At 42.4% G+C, this 19,715-nt stretch carries 17 protein-coding genes; 3 read left to right on the forward strand and 14 right to left on the reverse strand.

Translation table 11 applies throughout. The features are described from left to right. Positions 1-104: 104 nt before the first annotated feature. From BXY41_RS15825 to BXY41_RS27500, 5 genes are all read right to left on the reverse strand, one after another. Entirely contained in the window at positions 105-1,856 is a 1,752-nt protein-coding gene (locus BXY41_RS15825) for a carboxylesterase family protein (RefSeq protein ID WP_104437828.1), read from the reverse strand. Positions 1,857-1,877: 21 nt separating this feature from the next. After that, on the reverse strand, positions 1,878-3,317 hold the full coding sequence (locus BXY41_RS15830) for a glycoside hydrolase family 1 protein (protein WP_104437829.1): 1,440 nt from the start codon (positions 3,315-3,317) through the stop codon (positions 1,878-1,880). 19 nt (positions 3,318-3,336) lie between these two features. Further along, positions 3,337-5,208, reverse strand: coding sequence for a beta-glucoside-specific PTS transporter subunit IIABC (locus BXY41_RS15835; RefSeq protein ID WP_104437830.1), 1,872 nt, complete (start codon positions 5,206-5,208; stop codon positions 3,337-3,339). 207 nt (positions 5,209-5,415) lie between these two features. Continuing rightward, positions 5,416-6,141 (reverse strand): PRD domain-containing protein, encoded by a 726-nt coding sequence (locus tag BXY41_RS15840; protein WP_242980219.1) that lies wholly within the window; start codon positions 6,139-6,141, stop codon positions 5,416-5,418. 16 nt (positions 6,142-6,157) lie between these two features. Further along, positions 6,158-6,241, reverse strand: coding sequence for a CAT RNA binding domain-containing protein (locus BXY41_RS27500; RefSeq protein WP_432765520.1), 84 nt, complete (start codon positions 6,239-6,241; stop codon positions 6,158-6,160). A gap of 336 nt (positions 6,242-6,577) precedes the next feature. Between BXY41_RS27500 and BXY41_RS15845 the strand changes: the two genes are divergently transcribed. Continuing rightward, complete coding sequence (locus BXY41_RS15845) at positions 6,578-7,336, forward strand: class I SAM-dependent methyltransferase (RefSeq protein WP_104437831.1); 759 nt, start codon at positions 6,578-6,580, stop codon at positions 7,334-7,336. Positions 7,337-7,407: 71 nt separating this feature from the next. Here the strand turns inward: BXY41_RS15845 and BXY41_RS15850 are convergent, their stop codons facing one another. Genes BXY41_RS15850 through BXY41_RS15865 form a run of 4 tightly spaced genes read right to left on the reverse strand, consistent with a single transcriptional unit; the run spans position 7,408 to position 12,965 of the window. Next, positions 7,408-9,861 carry a glycoside hydrolase family 31 protein gene (locus tag BXY41_RS15850; RefSeq protein WP_104437832.1) on the reverse strand — a complete coding sequence of 818 codons (2,454 nt, stop codon included), beginning with the start codon at positions 9,859-9,861 and terminating at the stop codon, positions 7,408-7,410. Positions 9,862-9,865: 4 nt separating this feature from the next. Further along, positions 9,866-10,693 carry a carbohydrate ABC transporter permease gene (locus BXY41_RS15855; RefSeq protein WP_104437833.1) on the reverse strand — a complete coding sequence of 276 codons (828 nt, stop codon included), beginning with the start codon at positions 10,691-10,693 and terminating at the stop codon, positions 9,866-9,868. Further along, on the reverse strand, positions 10,693-11,571 hold the full coding sequence (locus BXY41_RS15860; protein WP_104437834.1) for a carbohydrate ABC transporter permease: 879 nt from the start codon (positions 11,569-11,571) through the stop codon (positions 10,693-10,695). The genes BXY41_RS15855 and BXY41_RS15860 overlap by 1 nt, the downstream gene beginning before the upstream one ends. Before the next feature lie 35 nt (positions 11,572-11,606). Next, positions 11,607-12,965 carry an ABC transporter substrate-binding protein gene (locus BXY41_RS15865; protein WP_104437835.1) on the reverse strand — a complete coding sequence of 453 codons (1,359 nt, stop codon included), beginning with the start codon at positions 12,963-12,965 and terminating at the stop codon, positions 11,607-11,609. A 149-nt stretch (positions 12,966-13,114) separates the two neighbouring features. On the opposite strand from BXY41_RS15865, the gene BXY41_RS15870 reads away from it, so the two are divergent. Further along, positions 13,115-14,959 carry a cache domain-containing sensor histidine kinase gene (locus BXY41_RS15870; protein WP_104437836.1) on the forward strand — a complete coding sequence of 615 codons (1,845 nt, stop codon included), beginning with the start codon at positions 13,115-13,117 and terminating at the stop codon, positions 14,957-14,959. Then, a complete protein-coding gene (locus tag BXY41_RS15875) occupies positions 14,956-15,696 on the forward strand; it encodes a response regulator transcription factor (RefSeq protein WP_104437837.1) in 741 nt (246 codons plus the stop codon). The genes BXY41_RS15870 and BXY41_RS15875 overlap by 4 nt, the downstream gene beginning before the upstream one ends. A gap of 49 nt (positions 15,697-15,745) precedes the next feature. On the opposite strand, the gene dagF is transcribed toward BXY41_RS15875, so the two are convergent. Genes dagF through BXY41_RS15900 form a run of 5 tightly spaced genes read right to left on the reverse strand, consistent with a single transcriptional unit; the run spans position 15,746 to position 19,715 of the window. Continuing rightward, on the reverse strand, positions 15,746-16,480 hold the full coding sequence (gene dagF / locus BXY41_RS15880; RefSeq protein ID WP_104437838.1) for a 2-dehydro-3-deoxy-phosphogluconate aldolase: 735 nt from the start codon (positions 16,478-16,480) through the stop codon (positions 15,746-15,748). Positions 16,481-16,483: 3 nt separating this feature from the next. Further along, a complete protein-coding gene (locus BXY41_RS15885) occupies positions 16,484-17,614 on the reverse strand; it encodes a DgaE family pyridoxal phosphate-dependent ammonia lyase (RefSeq protein ID WP_104437839.1) in 1,131 nt (376 codons plus the stop codon). Between the two features lie 18 nt (positions 17,615-17,632). Further along, a complete protein-coding gene (locus BXY41_RS15890) occupies positions 17,633-18,460 on the reverse strand; it encodes a PTS system mannose/fructose/sorbose family transporter subunit IID (protein ID WP_104437840.1) in 828 nt (275 codons plus the stop codon). 1 nt (position 18,461) lies between these two features. After that, on the reverse strand, positions 18,462-19,211 hold the full coding sequence (locus BXY41_RS15895; protein ID WP_104437841.1) for a PTS mannose/fructose/sorbose/N-acetylgalactosamine transporter subunit IIC: 750 nt from the start codon (positions 19,209-19,211) through the stop codon (positions 18,462-18,464). 12 nt (positions 19,212-19,223) lie between these two features. Continuing rightward, entirely contained in the window at positions 19,224-19,715 is a 492-nt protein-coding gene (locus BXY41_RS15900; protein ID WP_104437842.1) for a PTS sugar transporter subunit IIB, read from the reverse strand.

Below are 19,715 nucleotides of genomic sequence, written 5' to 3' on the forward strand. Positions count from 1 at the left end.
TCATTTTCATTCGTAAAAAAACATACCTCTCCCCATATAGTACCACAAAAAAAGAGATTCGTAACTCCTGGTTTTTCAGGAATTACAAATCTCTTTTTAAACACCTATTCTACGTCACTCCAAAGGCTTTTATTGCCGTAATGTTCATCTAATTCGCGGCTGAACCACCGTCCGTTCAGAATATTTTTGATCATTTTATCCTTAATCTCAGCGGAAACACTGGTATCCTGATCCATGGCTTTCATAATATTCTCATAGGTGGCTGTTACATCTTTTTCTTCTACAACTGCATCGGTTTGTGTCCCATCAAATACCATGGACACTTTTTTATCCGGTTTCCAGCTGCTCCATGCTGCCAGCCCGTCACCATTTGGATCTCCTGATTGTAAAAAGTTTGCCAGATAACTGTTGTACTGCTTCGCCATTGCCTGATAGCCTGCCTTACCAAATGCATCCGGGAAAAACTCAAGATAATTGTGTCTGGCAGAAAGCATGGGAACGAAAATGCCATGGAATGCACCATAGTCACCTAAATCTTTGACTGTAGACTGATCACTGCCGTAATTAACCTGACAGATATAAATATCAGACTGATAATGATCAGACATCTTCACCGCACTTTCCTGAGCATTAAAGATCCGGTACATATCACTTCCGTATTTGCTGGCAAATGCTTTGGCCGCCTTAATCTCATCCTCTGAATATCCTGCCATGTCATCACTCTTAAAATATCCATCTCCCAGACAGAACATGGAAAACTCAGAGCTTCCCGTAAGCATCATGAGCGGAACGCTGTTATAATTTTCCGTATCAAATCCGTTTTTCGGAATGACCACTCCATCCTCATAAAGATGAGGGAATACACTCATACGGATAGCCGCATTTCCCATAAGAGGAACCAGACGTTCTGCTGATATGGAATAAAGGTATTCCTTAACATCAGCGGAATCTGTCATCAGCCACTGATAAGCAGCGTTTTCATCTGCTGCCTTTTTATCCTCGACAGCAAGAGGCGCTATGGCTTTTGCAATCTTTTTCCCACTTAACTCTTCTGAAGCTGTGGTCATACCTCCGCTGAAAGCAATGGCTTTCTGAAATTTCCCCTTAAACTGAGGACTGATCAGCATTGCCATAACATCACGGCCTCCTGCTGAAAATCCGGAAATAGTAATATTACCCGGATCTCCGCCGAATGCTTCAATGTTATCCTTAACCCAGTCAAGGGCATAGGCGATGTCAAGCATGGCAAAGTTTCCGGTTCCATTCTCTCCGCCGGTTAATGCCGGCAGGCAGTTAAATCCCAAAAGCCCGAGACGGTAATCCACTGAAACATAAACGCAGTTATCATTCTTTACCAGATCAGCTCCGGGAATTTCTCCCGCTTTACCGGTCTGATTATTGCCTCCGTGTATAAATACAAGCACAGGAAGCTTTTTACTTCCCTCTTTTGCATATACATCAAGCTTTAAACAATCCTCACTTCCCTTTACCTCAGTTCCTGAAAGCTGAAGCGCAGGCTGTGATGCTTCGGTACAATTTAATTCCTCCGTCCAGGCAGCCGGTGCAGCTGGCGCCTGCCACCTTAATTCACCCACCGGTGCCTTTCCGTATGGAATTCCGTACCAGGTCAGGAGCTCCCCTTCCTGTACCCCTTTTACGGGACCGTATGTGGTAGAAACCACTGCGGCCCCATCTTTTGTATCGTCTGACGAAACGGGTGCTGCTTCCGCAGCTGCGTCCGTTGTTTCAGTTGTTGTCTGCAAAGCAGTTGTTTCTGTCTTTGCCGCACTGCCACAACCCGATGCCATAATCATGGTCATTAAAACAAGACCGGCTGCCAAACCTCTTTTTTTCATATAAATAACTCCCCAGTTATATTAATCTAATACTTCTCCATTGGATTCAATTACTTTTTTATACCAGTCAAAGGATTTTTTCTTCTTTCTGGATAAATCTCCAGTTCCGTCATCGTATTTCTCAACATAGATGAAACCGTAGCGTTTTGCCATTTCTCCCGTAGAAGCGCTGACCAGATCAATGCATCCCCATGGCGTATATCCCATTAAATCCACACCGTCGGCAACTGCTTCACGCATCTGCTCGATATGTTTCTTTAAATAGCTGATTCTGTAATCATCCTGAATGCTTCCGTCTTCTTCCTTTTTATCGTAGGCACCCAGACCGTTTTCCACTACCATAAGGGGTATCTCATAGCGGCCATAAAGCTCATTTAATGTATAACGCAGACCCTTGGGATCAATCTGCCAGCCCCAGTCACTTGCTTCCAGATAGGGGTTCCTGGCTCCGCCCATTAAGTTGCCGGAGGTTTTTTCAAGATCCGGATCAGCGGAAGCACAGTTGGACATATAGTAGCTGAATGTATAATAATCCACGCAGCCATCTTTGATAATCTCTAAATCACCTGGTTCCATCTTGATTTCAAGACCGTTATCTTTGAAATATCGATCCATGAACTTAGGATACTCACCACGCACCTGAACATCTCCGCAGAACTGATTTAAGATCTGGTTTCTTTTCTGGGCTTCCAGAATATCATCGGGATTGCAGGTCATTGGATAGGTGGTAATGTGGCAGATCATACAGCCGATTTTACAGTCAGGATCAATCTCATGGCCTGCCTTCACAGCAAGGGCGCTGGCAACAAACTGATGATGCAGACCCTGGAAGCGAAGCTGAGGATCATCAACCTGATTGGTGAAATCAGTCGTTCCTTCATTTAAAATACCAAGAGAGAGGAAACCTCCCATAGGCATTGTTCCGGCATTAATTTCATTGAATGTCAGCCAGTACTTCACCTTTCCTTTATAGCGCTTAAACAGCGTCTTGGCATATCTCACGAATAAATCGATGCACTCTCTGGAGGACCAGCCGTTGTACTTTTCTGTCAGTGCAAATGGCATCTCATAGTGAGAGATGGTAATGAGAGGCTCAATGTTATGACTTCTGCATTCATCAATCACACGGTCATAGAAAGCAAGTCCTTCTTCATTTGGAGTTTCCTCCATGCCTGTAGGAAAAATCCTGGTCCAGGCAATGGAGAAACGAAATACTTTAAATCCCATCTCTGCAAACAGAGCAATATCTTCTTTATAGTGATGATAAAAATCAATGGCTTCATGGCTTGGGTAGAAGGTGTCAGGCTCTAAGGTCCTTGTGATCCGCTTGGATCTAGTATGGGAACCTCCTGTACATACATCGGAAGCAGAGATTCCCTTCCCGTCTACATCCCAGGCACCCTCACACTGGTTGGCTGCTACCGCGCCTCCCCACAAAAAGTTATCAGAAAATACAGACATCTTACACCTCTTTCATTTATTAGACAATTGTTAATAAAGTTTCACCTGTTTTCACCTGTTTTTTATCGGTGGTCTTCAGGCTGACAAAGTTTACCATATTGGATACCAGAACCGGAGTGGTAACCGGGAAACCAGCTTCTTTAATCTTATTCATATCAAATTCCAGAAGGAGGCTGCCTTTTTTCACTTTGTCTCCAGCCTTGCAGTGGAGTGTGAAGCCTTCTCCACCCAGCTGAACGGTATCAAGACCTACATGAATCAGAATTTCAACTCCTGTATCTGTAGTAATTCCTACTGCATGTTTGGAATCAACAACAGCACTGATGATCCCATCTGCAGGAGCATATACTTTTCCTTCAGAAGGTATAATTGCCAGACCTTCGCCTAAAACACCGCCGGCAAATACTGCATCCTCTACCTGGCTCAAAGGAATTACATCTCCGCTTAATGGGCTTGCCAGTTCAATAGTTTCTACCAGTGTCCTCTTCTCCGGAACAGGAATCTCAACAACTTCTTCCGGTGATTCTTCTTTTACTTCCGGCTTATAAAGAACTAAGGTCATAACAAAGGAAACAACCAGTGATATTATAAGAGTTACCACACCATTTAATAAGTTACCAAATCCTGTTCCGCCAATCATCTGAATTAAAGATAATCCGGATGGTGATCCTCCCATGGAATAAGCTACCAGATGCATGATTCCTGCATAAAGACCAGCGGCTCCGGCACCAATTACAGCAGCAATCATTGGAGTCTTATATTTTAATGTAACACCATACATAGCGGGTTCTGTTACACCGGCTATAATTGCAGAAATACCTGAAGCAGATGCTGTAGATTTTGCATCTTTGTCTTTCGTGCGTACTGCAACTGCTAAAGACGCACCACCCTGAGCTAAGTTAGAACAGAACATGGTAATAATTAAGATTGCATCAAATCCCAGACTGGAAAGACCGGTTAATGCAATTGGAATTAATGCATAATGCATACCTGTCATAACGATAAACGGCATACCTGCAGAAAGAATCATTATTGCGAGCCATCCTGCCTTACTGTATAATAAATTAATACCAGAAGCCAGGTAATTTCCAAGTATGCTTCCGATTGGTCCAACTACAATGAGAGCAATAGGAATCGTAATAAAAATAACAAGTAAAGGCTTTAAAAATACTTTAACCAGGCTTGGGCAGACTTTATCTGCAAATCGCTCTACATAACCCATAAGCGGTACAATCAGCAATACCGGAAGTACAGATGAAGGATAAGAGGCTGCCGTTACCGGTAATCCGAAATATGTGGTATTACCATTAGCCAAAAGTGCTGTGATATCTGGATGAATCATTAATGCAGCAACTACCATCGCAAGGTATATATTTGAGCCAAGGCGTTTTGCTGTTGTCATGGCAAGCAATATTGGCATGTAATAGAAGAATGCATCTCCTGCTGCATTTAAAATCACATAAGTGCTACCTGTTTTGTCAATCAGACTAAACGTAGTAAGAAGTGTCAGAACTACCTTAATCATACCACAGCCAAGCATGGCAGGAAGAAGCGGCGTCATACAGCCCGCAATAAAACCGGAAAGCCTTGAAAATAAGTTCTCCTTGGAACCGCCTTCCGCTGAGCCTGTACTCTCTTCAAAATGACCCAGTTTTAACATCTCTTTGTAAACATTGCTGACTTCATTTCCAATTACCACCTGATATTGTCCGCCCTGGCGAATTACCCGGATGACTCCTGGAATTTTTTCAACTTCTGCATCTTTCGGAGTTGCTGAATCTTTCAATACAAACCGCAGACGTGTCATGCAGTGTGTCAGTCCTGTTACATTTTTTTCTCCGCCGACTTTATTTAAGATTGTCTCTGCGGTTTTAGCATAATCTAATGCCATAAAATGATCCCCCTTTATAAGGTTATTTTTATTGTCTATCTGAAAAGGTGTCTGTTACGCCTTATCATTCAAAAAAGTTACAAAAAAAGACCCTGCTAAAAGCTGACTGCCTGATAATCATCCGCAGCCGCTTATGTGCAGGGTCCTGCCCAGACAATAGAGTCCGGTAACAATCCCATCTTTCTGTTTTAACAGTGCTCTAAAAAACTAAGTCAGTTCTCTCGTCACTTTTTCTATATGAATCATCAGATACATCATCTCTTCCCGGTCCATCTCATAATAGTACCGGTCATGAATATAATCAGCTATTTTAACAATGCAGTTGTATGATTTGCGGTATTTATCCTTCAAAAGCTGATACCACTCATCATCTGTAGATTCGTACTGCTTGTTTTGCAGCATACGCTGTGCAAAAAATCGAATGTGTGTTACGAAACGCCTGTAATCCCAGGTTTCCGTATTTAGTTTTACCTGATAAGCAGCTTCGACAATATCCACTATGTCACGGATAATGCCTGTTATTAATTCCAGATTGTCAGGCTCCTGCTTTTTGTTCTGTCCATAGACAAAATGAAATGCCAGAAACATGGCTTCATCCTCTTCCATGGAAATATTAAGCCTTCTTTGGATTAAATCAACCGCATACTGACCCACCTTAAATTCACTGGGATAAAACCGCTTTCCTTCCCATAGCATGGCGTTTCGAAGGATAACCCCTTCTTTATAACGCTCAACCGCACCTGCGATATGATCACAGATCGTCAGTATGATCCTGGAATCCAGCTGCATGCCAAACTCATTCTTTGCATAATCAGCAGTCTGCTCGCTGATCTCCCAATATTCCTGAGGAAGTTTTGCAAAATATTCTTCAAAATGACGGGCGTCACGCTTATCATTCTGAATAAACACACGCTCTACCAGTTTGTGGTCCACTTCATCGCCTTTTTTCTTACCAAAGCCGATTGCTTTCCTCTTTTCCCTCAGTATTATAAGCTAATACCATATTATTATTCAGAACCTTCTCTATCTTCATAAGCCCCTTCAGATAAAAAAAATAGACAAGCCATCAGGACCACTTACCACATACTGTTAACATGTGATATTAACCCTGTAGATCTTGCCTGCCTTACCAGTCACAAACTACACATCTATTTTCTAGGTACAGTATATCATGGATACCTATGGAGATCTATATACAAATCTGATAAAATTCCTGTATGTTTTTGTCGAAAATGCACAATACAAGTATTCTATATATAGCCGCACTCTATTATCCATCATACCATATTTTTTAATTCAAGTCTACTAATTTTCTATTTTTTAAATTAAAATAATGATGCCGGCAATTAAAAATTTGGAGGAACTATAGATGGTAGCAAAAGAATCAGACTGGTATAAAAAAATATGGAGCCTGGATATAAAAAATCATTCATGGGTGGAGGACACAAAACAGCAAATTGATTTTATTATTAAAACATTAGACTTAAGAAAAGATCAACGAATCCTTGATCTGGCCTGTGGGTTTGGAAGGCACAGTCTGGAACTCTCAAGAAGAGGATTTCAGGTTGTCGGAGTGGATATTACCAAAGATTATATCACAGATGCAGAAATTACAGCAAAGAAAGAGGGTTTAAACGCCCGGTTCATACTTTCAGATATTCGTAATCTTAAATTTAATCAGGAGTTTGATGTTGTCTTAAACTTAGCAGATGGTGCCATTGGTTATCTGGAAAACGATAGTGAAAATTTAAAGATTTTTGATGTGATAGCAGATGCATTAAAACCCGGTGGTAAACACTTTATGGATTTGTGTAATGCGGAATATGCAGAATTACATTTTCCAGCCACCAGTTGGGAAGCAGGTGAGAACGCTCTTTCTCTATCCAGTTTTGAATGGAACCCGGAAAAGAAAATTATGCTTTATGGGGGTAAAACTATTTCTTATGGAGACCCCCTGGTTAAACCGGAAATCCTCCGTGGTGACACAATCCGGCTCTATTCTCATGAAGAACTGGATGGAATTTTAGAGGCCAGAAATATGAAGATAATGCAAACCTATTCCAATTATTATGGAAAACCAGAAACTTCAAAAGAGCTTCAACTAATGGTATATTCTATTAAATCATAAAAAATCATTATAAAAACCTGAGACTTGTACACGTGAACAAAGTGCATGTCTCCGGTTTTTCCCATATTATTTCAGCAGGTTTCATCCTCAGAATCTGTATCCTGCATTTTAACTTTTATCTCTTTACCATTATAAGAGAAGGTTTTCATTTTTCCTGATGAAGTATGAACGACACAGATCCGCCCGGATATGGATTGATCAAATACAAAGCTGCTTTCACCCACACACAACTCTTTCTCAGCATCGTTCCATGAAACCGGAATCAGGTTATACGTTCCGCTCTCATATTCATACCCATCTCCTGCATCTTCATACAGTTCAAAAGCTCCATCTTTTCCTTCATATATATGGAATTCAAATGGGGTATTTACGGATTCTAAGGTATACTCTAGCCCCTGCTCCATGGGGATAATCCCACCTTCCCGTACAAATACCGGTATCTGGTCAAGAATGGCTTCCACTGTAACCCACTGCCCGCCTTCGTATTTCTCACCGGACTGAAAATCATACCAGCTTACTCCAGAGGGGAGATAACAGTTCCACTGTTTCTTCGTCTCTAAGCTGCGGTTTTCCGACTCATAATACATGGGATCTGTAACAGGACAAACCAGCAGAGAGTCCCCATACATGAACTGGGATCCCAATTCACAGGCAGTTTCATCTTCCGGAAAGTCAAACAGAAGGCTGCGGAACATGGTGTAATCATGAAGCGCCACCTTTCCTGCCAGAGAATAGGTGTATGGCAAAAGCTGATATCTCAGACGGATACATTTCTCCAGTGCATCATAAAACATAGTTCCAGGCTCTCCGAAATTCCAGATCTCTCTTGGAGTATCAGTTCCATGAGAACGGAACATAGGAAGAAATAAGCTAAACTGCATCCATCTGACGTAAAGCTCCCGGTACGCCCTGTCTTCTGTTCCCAGTTCATATCCGCCCTGCCAGAACCATTTAGGTTCGGGATCATTATGACAGCCACAGCCACGCTTTTTCCAGTTGTCCTTTACCACAAAGAATCCGCCTGCGTCTAAAGTCCAGTAAGGATGCCCGCTCATGCAAAAATTAAGCCCTTCCCGGATCTGCTTTCGAAATGTTTCCCATGTTGCACAGATATCCCCTGACCAGAGTACAGTGCCATAAGCCTGTGAACCTGCATAGCCGGAACGGGTGAGATTTAATACCCGTTTATCCTCACAGCTGTTTCTCTGATTCTCATAGATTCCTCCGGCATGAACGGCACCGTACAGATTTGCTTCCCCTGGGTCTAAATATTTCTTATGTTCTTCTCCAACAATCAGATAACGCTCCCATGGCTCCTTTTTATAGCTGCCTCTCCAGTCAGGTCCGCTAAACGGCTCTGTGGAATCACACCACCACGCATCCACACCTGCCGAAAAAAGTTCCTGATCAAGCTGCTTCCAATACATATTTCTTCCTTCAGGGTTAAACGCGTCATAGGTGGAGAAATCATTTAAAAGGAGATTCTCTTTTTTAAACTCCTCGTAATTTTCTCCGTCAGAACTCATATTGGGCCATACAGAAACCATTACATGAACGTGTTTCCTGTGAAGCTCTTCTATTGCTGCCTTAAAATCCGGATAACGGGTTTTATCAAGAATCTTATTCCCCCATTTTCCATTCTCCCAGGTATTCCAATCCTGTACAATTCCGTCTATTGGAATTTTCCTTTTTCTGTATTCATTTACTACAGCAATGAGTTCTTCCTGGGTATGATAGGCTTCTTTTGACTGAATATACCCAAAAGACCACTTGGGCAGCATGGGGGCCTGACCGGTCAGCCTTCTGACACCTGAAATTATTTCATCCAGATTATTGCCCTGTATAATATAGTAGGAAAGCTGATCAATGGTATCCAAATAGACGTAAGATCCCCGGCAATCATCATTGAACGTCATCAAAGACCCGCAGTCAAATAATATGCCGTAGCCCTGGTCTGATACGAAAAATGGGATCGGACTCCTCATGTTATGCTGGTACAGATACTGAGTAGTTCCTCTATAATTATAGATACCTTCCTCTCCCTGTCCCAGGCCATGAATTCGTTCCTTATCCTGCCATTTAAAATACAATTTTCCCCGGTAAGCAGTCCGCACCTTTTGAGAAACCAGATTATTTACAAAGTTTCTCTCTCCATCCACAGTTTTTACCCGTGAAACATCAGCACTTTCTCCACCTACTGTATAGCGAAAAACAGGAATCTCCTCCAGTTCCCTTCCGGCTTCCTCAAAAAGCAGCTTCCCCGTATCGGCAAGAGTCCAGCATACCGCCCCAGTTTTTATGTCAACCTTCGCATTCATCCGCCCATTTCCCAGCAGACAAACGGATTCTGTACTCTCGTAATCCAGTTTTCCCTGCTCCGGCAGATGGATTCCAAGAGGGGAAGTTACCTGCTTTCTCCCATCTTTGCTGCAACTGCAATGGATAATATCTGATGCAATATTCCCATAAGTCAGGGTCACTCCCCCTGCTTCGATCACAACCGCCCCGCTTTTATTCTCTGACATACCCTTATCCTTTCACTGCTCCGGCCGTCATACCGGATACAATATATTTCTGTCCCAGCAAATATACCAGGATTACCGGAAGGCTGGTCAGCAGAATATCTGCACAAACCAGATTCCAGTCTTTAAAATACATACCAAAAAAATTATATACGGACAATGTCATTGGCCATTTTGAAGAACTGCTTAAAAAATACAGTGGTGAAACAAATTCATTCCAGGTATTTAAAAAGGTCAGCACAATCACTGTGGCAATCGCAGGCTTTAATAGCGGAAGAATGACTGATACAAACAGTCTCACCGGTGAGCATCCATCAATTACGGCGGCTTCATCAAGTTCTGCCGGCAGCTTTGCCACAAAGCCATGAATCAGAAATACTGAAAATGGCAGCTGCATTGCCGTATACAAAAGCACAATTCCAAGTCTTGTATTATTTAGTGTAAGGAACATCATAACTTTTGTCAATGCCACATAGTTAACTGGCATGGTGATACCGAGTACCATGTAAAGATAGAGAAAACGGTTTAATTTGGAACGGTTCCTTGAGAATACATAAGAAGCCATTGATGCAAGCAAGGTACACAGGAACACACTGACTACGGAATAGATACAGCTGTTCATAAATGAGGTAAGAAGCTTTCCCTTTTCAATTACTACCAGAAAATTATTCCACTGTAAGGGAAGTGCCGGAAACTTCAGATTCATCTCCGACGCTCCCAGACTGTCTTTAAAAGAATTTAACAATATTAAAAGCATGGGAACAAGGCATATTGCTGTTATAATCCACGCAGCTGCATTTACTGCTGCAGCTGCGGCTTTCTTTTTTGCTTTCATTATTCCTGCACCTCGTCTTTCGTCATCAGACGGATCATAAAGAATCCGATAAACACCATAAATAAAAACATAACGGATGAAAGAGCCGTACCTATGGCATATTGACCAGTGCCGAATTTTTTAAATACTGCTGTATAAAGAACCTCTGTGGTAGCCTTTCCCGGACCGCCATTTGTTAATGCATAGATCATGTCAAAGACCTTAAGACCGTAGATCACATTTAAAACAGTAGTTGTCGCCAGAGTTGGTAAAAGCAGCGGCAGCGTGATAAACCGGAATTTCTGCCAGCCGGAGGCACCGTCGATACTGCAAGCCTCATAATAATCCGAAGAGATAGACAGGATTCCGGCAATTAAAATCGTCATAATGTATCCCGTACCCCGCCAGATATCTACTGCCATTACCGACTTAAATGCGTATGCGGGACTTGTAAGCCAGGGTTTTGCAAGACCAACAAGGCCGATACCTTTGAAAAATGTGTTTAATAATCCGGTTGACGGATTTAAAATAGAAGTGAAAATCATACCCAGTATCAGAGTGGATAATACAGAGGGCATAAACATAACACCCCGGTGAAAATTCAAAAAGCGAATGGACTTTGTAAGCAGAACTGCAAGCGCAAGTCCCAGTATATTTTTTATAACAGTTGTTCCAAGAGTGAATACCAGAGTGTTTTTCATAATCTTTAGATAATTTCCGTCAGCGGAAAATACAGTCTTAAAATTTTCCAGCCCCACAAATTTCAGCTGATCTGAATAAGATGACCAGTCTGTAAAAGAATAACCGATTCCAATCACTCCCGGAAGGACAAATAACACCGAATACAGGAGCAATGCCCCAGCTGCAAACCACGTAGGATATATCTTTTTTCTATTCATTGTATTCACTCTCTTTCAACTGATCTTCCATGCTGTCATTTCCAGGCGGGATCGCCTGCTGCCTTTGCCTGCTGTGCTCTCACTTCATCAATGGATGCCAGAACTTCCTCCGGGGTCATTTCTCCCACAATCATGGCTGACAGGTTTGCTCCCATCTCACTCCACTGTGGATTTACATATTTTACAGCTGTCTGAATTACAGTACCCTTTTTATCATATCTGTTATAAAAATCCTGAATCGTATCCGTATACATGCTGGGGGCGTTGTTAAATGGCAGTTTGTTGAACTTACCTACATTTTCAGTCAGGTACTTAAGATTTTCTTCCTTAGCAAGGAATTCTAAGTACTGCTGTGCTTCAGCTGCATGCTTGGAACCGCTGAATATAAATCTTGCAGGACCTGCCGGGTTCACGTTTAATGTCTGATTGTCAGCCAGCGGAATTACGAAATAGCCAATGTCATCCACCGCAATCTCAGAATTAACCTTATTTACTTCCACTCCGAATCCCTGGTTTGCAACTGTCATTGCATATTTACCGGATGCAATGTTTTTTGCTGAATCAGCATAAGTATTGGACATATAGTCTTCTCCCCAGTAACCTTTGGCAACCATGTCATTTATCTGGTCCAGAATTGTCATCAGGGTTGCATTTCCTTTGAAAGGCGCCTGGTTGCTGTTCCATTTATCAACGATTCCAGGTTCTGCTGTTTCAGCCTCAACACCTGCCTCAGGCAGCCATAATGTATGATGCCAGCCATCTGACACACACTCATAAATCGGAGTAATTCCTGCTGCCTTAATGGTATCGCACACGTTTTGGAAGCTTGCATAATCTTTGGGAATCTCCAGATTCAGCTTTTTGAAAATCTGTTTGTTATAACCGATTGCCCATACAGAAGATACGTCCTGTATCGGCTGACCATAAAGCTTTCCGTCTACAGACAACTGATCAGCCACCAATGGTTCCACCTGGCTTCCCCATGAGGTTTTGGTTAAATCCACCGCATTTTTTTCCACATTGATCTGTGCTTTAATATCAAATTTACCGCTCTGTGCTCCGAAAATATCCGTACACTCCCCGGTGTTTAACTTTGTCATCAGAAGATTCACATACTGGTCCGATGGAATAATCTGATAATCAACCTTGATTCCTGTTTCCTGCGTGAATTTCTTGGACAGTTCAATTTCTGCATCCTGAATCCAGTCCTGGCTGGCCATAAAAGAAAGCGTAACTCCACCTTTTTCCGACGCAGCAGATGTCTTCGCTTCCGCAGACGTGCTTTCTCCTGCAGCCGAACTTTTCTGCGGAGCACTTTCCTCTTTTGAACAGCCTGAAAATGAAAGGGCAGCGACAAGAGCCAGACTGAATGCAGCTAACTTTTTTAACTTCATAAAAAATACCTCCCCAAAATTAAATGTTGACTTTTATCATGTTATCTGTATTATATAGTGTAATATAGACATTTTTGAATGAACATTTTGATCTGTTTTCATGTATATTTTTAACCAACAGAACAAACCGCAGGAAGGAAGGGCTTAAAATGGCAGCGAATAAAACAAAGATAATTAAAAAACGCAGCATAATGTCAACACTTTTTCTTCCCTATACTGCTTTATTCATTGCAGTAATCCTGGCATTTACGGTTCACACAGTTTTTAGTGAAACCGGCAAGATCAAGGTAAATGCCTTTTCTTCCCTTCAGAATAATGCTGCCATGATTATGGGCAGCTTTGATTCCGTCATACACGACCTTGATACTGTATCTCAGAATATCATTTATTCCAACCTGATCAAAGAGAAATTTGGTATCTACATCAATTATCAGGACAACACCTTAAGTTCAAATGAGATTTATGAAAATATTAATAACACGAAAATCCTGTTTGACCTGATTATCGCCATGATCGGTCCCAATTCTCCTGCCGATCAGACTTACCTTTATTCCCTTGATTACGGTAAATTTGGAGTGGGCCTTGATAATCATGCATCAAAGGAGCGGGTGAGTGAAAAAGACTGGTGCAGTAAGGTGGTTGAGGCGAAGGGAAAGAAATTTATTTACTGTGATAAAGACGACACTCTCGGTCGCTTTTATTCGTATTCGGGTGATAATTATTTTATATCACTCTGCCGCTTGTATTACAGCCCGCTCAATGTCCCGCAGGGGATTGTAGAGGTAAAGAAATCCTTTAAAAGTATAGCAAATACAGTAAATACCTTTAACAGCCCGTATCAGGAAGATGTATACATTTTCAGTCCGGAAGGGAAGACCATCTATACGACTGACAGCTCCGGAACACCAGACAGCTATTACAAACTGATACAGACCCAGCAAAACACCCCCGCCAAAAGCTCCGGGGTAAATCCTATATATTTAAAATCCCAGAATAAATACATCATTTTTTCTTCATCTGACTATACCGGTTTTACTACAGCACTTGTTATTGATAACCGTATGCTGATGCAGCCGGTTCATCAATACTTAAACACAGCTTTTATTCTTCTGTTTACCGTCATGCTCATAACCGTTATGGTGTCTTATCTGATTTCACGCAGAATTGCCACTCCGCTTTATAAGATCTACCATCAGGTACGTGCATTCCAGCTGACAGGGGAAGAAAAAGACACAACGGAATTTGAGGACATGGAAATTGGCATCACAGAAGTGAACACCTTATATCAGGCTCTGTTAAAAATGCAGAGAAAAGCAAGGAAATCAATGGAACGGGAACTTCAGCTTCAAAACAGTGACATGCAATCAAAAATGCTGGCGCTGCAGGCGCAGATGAACCCTCATTTCCTTTACAATTCTCTGGCAACCATACAGGCAATGGCGGACGAGAACATGAACAGCGAGATTATTCTTATGTGTCAGACCATTTCCAGAATCCTGCGTTATATCTCCTCCGACAGCGAACAGCTGGTTCTTTTAAAAGATGAGCTTGACCATACCAGTGATTATCTGGAATGCATGAAGGTGAGGTACTGTGACTCTCTTCAATTCGAATTTGACATACCGGAAAAAATGCATCAGGTCCGGCTTCCAAAACTCTGCCTCCAGTTAATCGTGGAAAATGCCATCAAATATTCAACCAAGTCAAGTCCACCATGGAATGTGAAAATTCTTGGTATTATGACCAACACCTATTGGGAGCTGCAGATCCGGGACAATGGCCCTGGCTTTTCCAGTGAAGACCTGGAAAAACTGCAAAACCAGATTAACCTGATAGAGAAAAACGGCGTTCTGCCCAATCTGGAAATAGACGGGATGGGTCTGATGAATATTTACATTCGTTTTAAAATTCTCTACCACGGCAATCATATATTTAGACTGAGCAACAATGTACCCCATGGAGCCATTGTTGTCATAGGAGGAATGATCCCTTGAAATATTCTGTTTTAATTGTTGAAGATGAAGCCTTAATTGCCAGAAATATAGCCAGAAGAATCGAACAGTTAAATCCCGCTTTTGAGGTGACAGCCATTGCAACCAATGGTCTGGAAGGACTAAATATGGCGAAAGAACATCTGCCCAATGTAATTTTCACAGACATACGGATGCCGGAAATGGATGGACTTGAGTTAGTAAGAAATATACACGAAAAATATCCGTTTATCTTATGTGTGATTATCAGCGGATATACAGATTTTGAATACGCGAAGGAAGCACTCCGGTACGAGGTGAGCAATTATTTACTGAAGCCAGTCAATTATGACGAACTGGAAAAGACACTGGCTGCCCTGGAAACCAAGTTACTGGCTGCCCTGGACCGATTTGACTCCGTTACACTCCTTCATTCCTCAAACAGGGCAAAAGAAATCGTGGAACTGATAAAAGAATACATTCACAAGAATTATCAGACTCAGATTGATTTCACTACACTGGCTTCTGAATTTGGTTTTTCTGTGCCTTATTTGAGCAAAATATTTTTCAAATACACAGAGATTACACCTTCCAAATATTTAAGAAACTACAGATTGAATATTGCAAGGCAGCTTTTGCGCAATCCGGATCTGTCCATTGCGGATATAAGCCAGCTGACCGGTTACCTTGACCCATTTCATTTCAGCAAAACTTTTAAGCATGTTTATGGGATCAGTCCCAGTGAATACAGAAATGAATGAAACTAAAAAAGCTGTTCTCCCGCCTCACAGACAGGAAAACAGCTTTTATTTAATCTAAAATCTCACGAATCATATCATAAAGTTTCACAACATCGGATATTCTCGTTGCTCCCGTTTCTTTCTCAATAATCGAAGAATATACATGAGGAATGATGTGTTCCACTCCTGCATCAACCGCGATTTTTAAGATCTGGGAAAAATTATCAAGATCAATTCCTCCGGTTGGCTCCAGCCCGAATCCGCTCTCTGCGCAGGCTGTGGCAACTGCTTCAAACTCTTCTTTTACCTTCAGGCCGCCCATGGGAAAGTACTTTAAGGAATCGGCTCCCTGCTCCTTTGCCATTGCAATTGCAGTTTTAACCGGAACGATTGCCGGTTCCATATCCTTACAAAGCGGACCCGTTGAGATTTTAACATAACCTGCTTTACCACAGGGTGCAACCATGGAATTTAAAAATGGTCCCTCTCCCGTTTTGGCTCTGGTATATCCGCCTGCCGTAAAGGTCTGATTGATGTGTTTTGGCTTAATCTGTCCGGATATTTCTGCAACTGCTTTCCATTGTCCGGGGTTACCTGCACCCAGACCAACGGAAATATTATTGTCTACCGCTTCCTGATATCGTTTCATATCCTCCACTGCATGTTCCACATTCGGATAATTTGCCGACAAAATCCCGACTGCAACATGACCCTCGGCAGCCTCATAAATTGCCTTGGCATTATCAACGGAATTAGTCAGGCAGTTTAAACAGACTCTTCCTTTGTAAAAATTTAATCCTTCCATCTTCTATTTCCCTCCATTTACTGATTTGTGAATCTCTTTAAGCCTCTGTTCAATGATTTCCAGTTCTTTCTCACTGTTTAAAGGCCTGGGATCAATTGCGATGGAACCGATATTTGCCTGATAATCTCTGGTAAAGATGGCTACATCTCCCCGTTGCAGCTCTCTTACCACGTCTTTGGCATTCATCCCGTATTGCTGGGGATTAAAATCAATTTTACAGCGGAATATATCTCTTCCTGCCTCATCCTTAATAATTGATGTTTTGCAGCCTGGTATCTCCCCTACACATGCTGCAAACCGTTCCAGCTCTTCTTTGGAGACAGGACTTGTCTTTCCTCCGGCAACGTATTCTTCCACTGCCGTTATAAGTCCCATGGTGCACTCTTTTCCTACCTTCATGGCTCTGCCGATCCCTTTGTACTGGAGTCTCATGTTATCTGCCAGTTCCTTTGTTTTACAGGCAACAAAACCGCTGGTTGGGCCTTCAATGGCTTTTGCACCGCTGTAGCATACAAAGTCCGCACCCATGGCTGCATAGATGTTTAAATCTTCTTCTGCTGCCGCATCCACGATACATGGAATCCCAAGACGTTCTGCCAGCTCAATCACAGATCTGGCTTCTGGCATTTCCTTTTGAACACAGTGATGGGATTTGACAAAAAGAATTGCCAGCGTATCCTTTGTTACTGCCTGCTCAATATCTTCTACAGAAGCTCCGTTGGCATATCCCGCTTCAACGATTTTCCCTCCGGCAATCTGTACCATCTCTGCAACCGGTGCCCCAAAGTCCACGTTATGCCCCTTTAAAATAATAACTTCCCTTTTCGTAACAGAAGGCAGAAGGTCATAAAGGTGCTTTACTTTCTGTAAATTTCCTTCGCAGATTAAAGAAGCAACTGCCAGTGCGATTCCGGCAGAGGCACTGGATGTAACACAGGCATCAGCAGTTCCGATAAGCTCTCCGATTCTCCTGCCTGCATAGACATAAAGATCGTCAATTACCACATAGTTGCCGGCTGCCTCCACCAGTGTTTCCCCCACACCTTTCGATATGGTGGAAACACCCAGCTTTGTCATTCTTCCGGAAGCATTAATCACGGCCTGAAGACCGCTTTTACTGTATATATTTTCCATGATTACTCCTTAAGACCATTACAGAATTCCAAGCAGAGAAGTAATGACAGATACTGCCACGACTGTAAGCAGGATTCTGTTGTAATACGGTCCTTTCTTTCTAAGATAAAAATAGATGATAAACACGGCTGCCAGAGGAAGCAGACCTGGTGCTACCGTATTCAGTATGTCCTGTACCACAATCTGCGTTCCGCTGGAAAAACCAAACTTCAAAGGTGTTGATATGGTGACGTAGCTTGCGGATAATGCCCCCATCATGGTAAGACCGATGACATTTGCTGTAAAAATAATGGATTTCATCTTGCCGCCATGAAGCAGTGATACCACAGACTTTTTTCCTAATGTATAGCCATTATGAATCAGCCAGTAAGCAATTGCAATGGTAATGGCCGGATACAGGATCAGCGGCATAATGCCTCCCAGTGCAGAACCGCTGCTTGCAAAAGGTAAAAAGATGGAAATGATGATTGGCATGATTGCTGCCCATACAATTGCATCTCCCATTCCTGCAAGCGGTCCCATCAGTCCGGTTTTAATACCAGTAATTGCCTCATCTGTTACGTTCTCTCCATTGGCCTTTTGTTCCTCCATGGAAATGGCAATTCCCTGAATGATGGCTCCGAAGATTCCTTCCGTGTTAAAGAAAACCAGGTGACGTTTTAAGGCTGCACTCAGTTCCTCATCGGTATCATACAGCTTCTTTAAAACCGGTGTCATGGACGCACAGAATACAAGACTCTGCAGACGTTCATAGGAATTGGAAAGTTCCGCGCCGGCATAATAGATCCACATGGATTTTGTAATATCTTTTTTATTCAGTTTTTTTACCTGTGTCTGCTCTCCCATTTTAAATCGCCTCCTCCTTTAACTGGAATAAACCTAACAACAATGCAACGCAGGTTGCAAAAATTGCTACAGCCATGGTATCAAGTTTTAAGTACATAACTGCGAAAAATCCTGTTATAAAGAACGGTATCAGTGACTTCTTTCCAATTACGGATAAGGTAATGGCAAAACCAAGAGCCGGAAGAATTCCGCCCATGATTTCAAAGGAATGCATCAGCCACTGAGGAAGAACTGCGATCAGCTTCTCTACTGCTGTTACACCAAAAAAGTCAATTGCAAAAACGATTGGGAAACGAATTACCAGTCCTGCGATAGCCGGGTAAAGAAACGCTGCCCTTAAAATCCCTTTTGTATCTGCTTTTTCCGCATAGCGGTCTGCCATATGAACCCAGACTGCATTGGTACTTCTTCTCAACTGATCCACAAATACTCCAATGACTCCAAATGGTATTGCCAGAGCAATTGCTACCTCAGGAGACATATTGGACATTACTCCAAGAGGAATTGCAATACATCCTGCAAGAGCAGGATCACTTGGCACATTGCCGCCGGGAGTGGATGTAACCCCTAAATAAACCAGCTGAAGTCCTGCACCAATCTTCATGGCCAGAGGCATGTTTCCCGTGAGAAGCCCTACAAAAACACCAATGACAACTGGCTGAAGAAGCATGGAAGAAAAGGTATACCCAAATCTCAAACGGCAGAACCAATAATAAAACCCCATACATACAGCTAACATCAACACACTCATATCATACTCTCCTTAGTTATTGTATTTTTTTAAAATGGTGTGAAAATCCTGCGGTACATCTTCCGGAATTGTCTGGAAGATAATATTTACTCCTGCCTCCTGTAACGAAATCAACTTTTCCACATCTGCATCATCTAAAGTGATATTTTGAAACACCACTTTCCGGTTAGGAGCTCCCCCCAGCCCTCCTACCTGAATATCAGTGACCTTAATTCCTCCTTCATATACTTCCTTCATGCTTGCTAAATCCGGAAGCAGTAAAAGTACCCGGCCGCTGCCAAACTGGTCTTCATTCCAATTCTTTACCGCGTCTGCTCTGCTTAAACACTCAACCTTAACCCCCGCCGGTGCAGACATTAAGTAAATCTCAAGCATAAACTCATCCGCAGCCAGACTGTCGCTTACTACAACAATCCGATTGGCCTGTGACTGATTCACCCATTTGGTCATAACCTGTCCATGAATCAGCCTGCTGTCAATTCTGCATAATACAACCTCTGCCAT

It is taken from the genome of Lacrimispora xylanisolvens, from assembly GCF_002934545.1.
In the GTDB taxonomy this organism is placed as follows: Bacteria; Bacillota; Clostridia; order Lachnospirales; family Lachnospiraceae; genus Lacrimispora; species Lacrimispora xylanisolvens.

What these genes read in the sequence shown, in the direction of transcription:
- BXY41_RS15825 (WP_104437828.1), bottom strand. Translation starts at nt 1,856, where the DNA reads ATGAAAAAAAGAGGTTTGGCAGCCGGTCTTGTTTTAATGACCATGATT.
- BXY41_RS15830 (WP_104437829.1), bottom strand. Translation starts at nt 3,317, where the DNA reads ATGTCTGTATTTTCTGATAACTTTTTGTGGGGAGGCGCGGTAGCAGCC.
- BXY41_RS15835 (WP_104437830.1), bottom strand. Translation starts at nt 5,208, where the DNA reads ATGGCATTAGATTATGCTAAAACCGCAGAGACAATCTTAAATAAAGTC.
- BXY41_RS27500 (WP_432765520.1), bottom strand. Translation starts at nt 6,241, where the DNA reads ATGAAGATAGAGAAGGTTCTGAATAATAATATGGTATTAGCTTATAAT.
- BXY41_RS15845 (WP_104437831.1), top strand. Translation starts at nt 6,578, where the DNA reads ATGGTAGCAAAAGAATCAGACTGGTATAAAAAAATATGGAGCCTGGAT.
- BXY41_RS15850 (WP_104437832.1), bottom strand. Translation starts at nt 9,861, where the DNA reads ATGTCAGAGAATAAAAGCGGGGCGGTTGTGATCGAAGCAGGGGGAGTG.
- BXY41_RS15855 (WP_104437833.1), bottom strand. Translation starts at nt 10,693, where the DNA reads ATGAAAGCAAAAAAGAAAGCCGCAGCTGCAGCAGTAAATGCAGCTGCG.
- BXY41_RS15860 (WP_104437834.1), bottom strand. Translation starts at nt 11,571, where the DNA reads ATGAATAGAAAAAAGATATATCCTACGTGGTTTGCAGCTGGGGCATTG.
- BXY41_RS15865 (WP_104437835.1), bottom strand. Translation starts at nt 12,965, where the DNA reads ATGAAGTTAAAAAAGTTAGCTGCATTCAGTCTGGCTCTTGTCGCTGCC.
- BXY41_RS15870 (WP_104437836.1), top strand. Translation starts at nt 13,115, where the DNA reads ATGGCAGCGAATAAAACAAAGATAATTAAAAAACGCAGCATAATGTCA.
- dagF (WP_104437838.1), bottom strand. Translation starts at nt 16,480, where the DNA reads ATGGAAGGATTAAATTTTTACAAAGGAAGAGTCTGTTTAAACTGCCTG.
- BXY41_RS15885 (WP_104437839.1), bottom strand. Translation starts at nt 17,614, where the DNA reads ATGGAAAATATATACAGTAAAAGCGGTCTTCAGGCCGTGATTAATGCT.
- BXY41_RS15890 (WP_104437840.1), bottom strand. Translation starts at nt 18,460, where the DNA reads ATGGGAGAGCAGACACAGGTAAAAAAACTGAATAAAAAAGATATTACA.
- BXY41_RS15895 (WP_104437841.1), bottom strand. Translation starts at nt 19,211, where the DNA reads ATGAGTGTGTTGATGTTAGCTGTATGTATGGGGTTTTATTATTGGTTC.
- BXY41_RS15900 (WP_104437842.1), bottom strand. Translation starts at nt 19,715, where the DNA reads ATGGCAGAGGTTGTATTATGCAGAATTGACAGCAGGCTGATTCATGGA.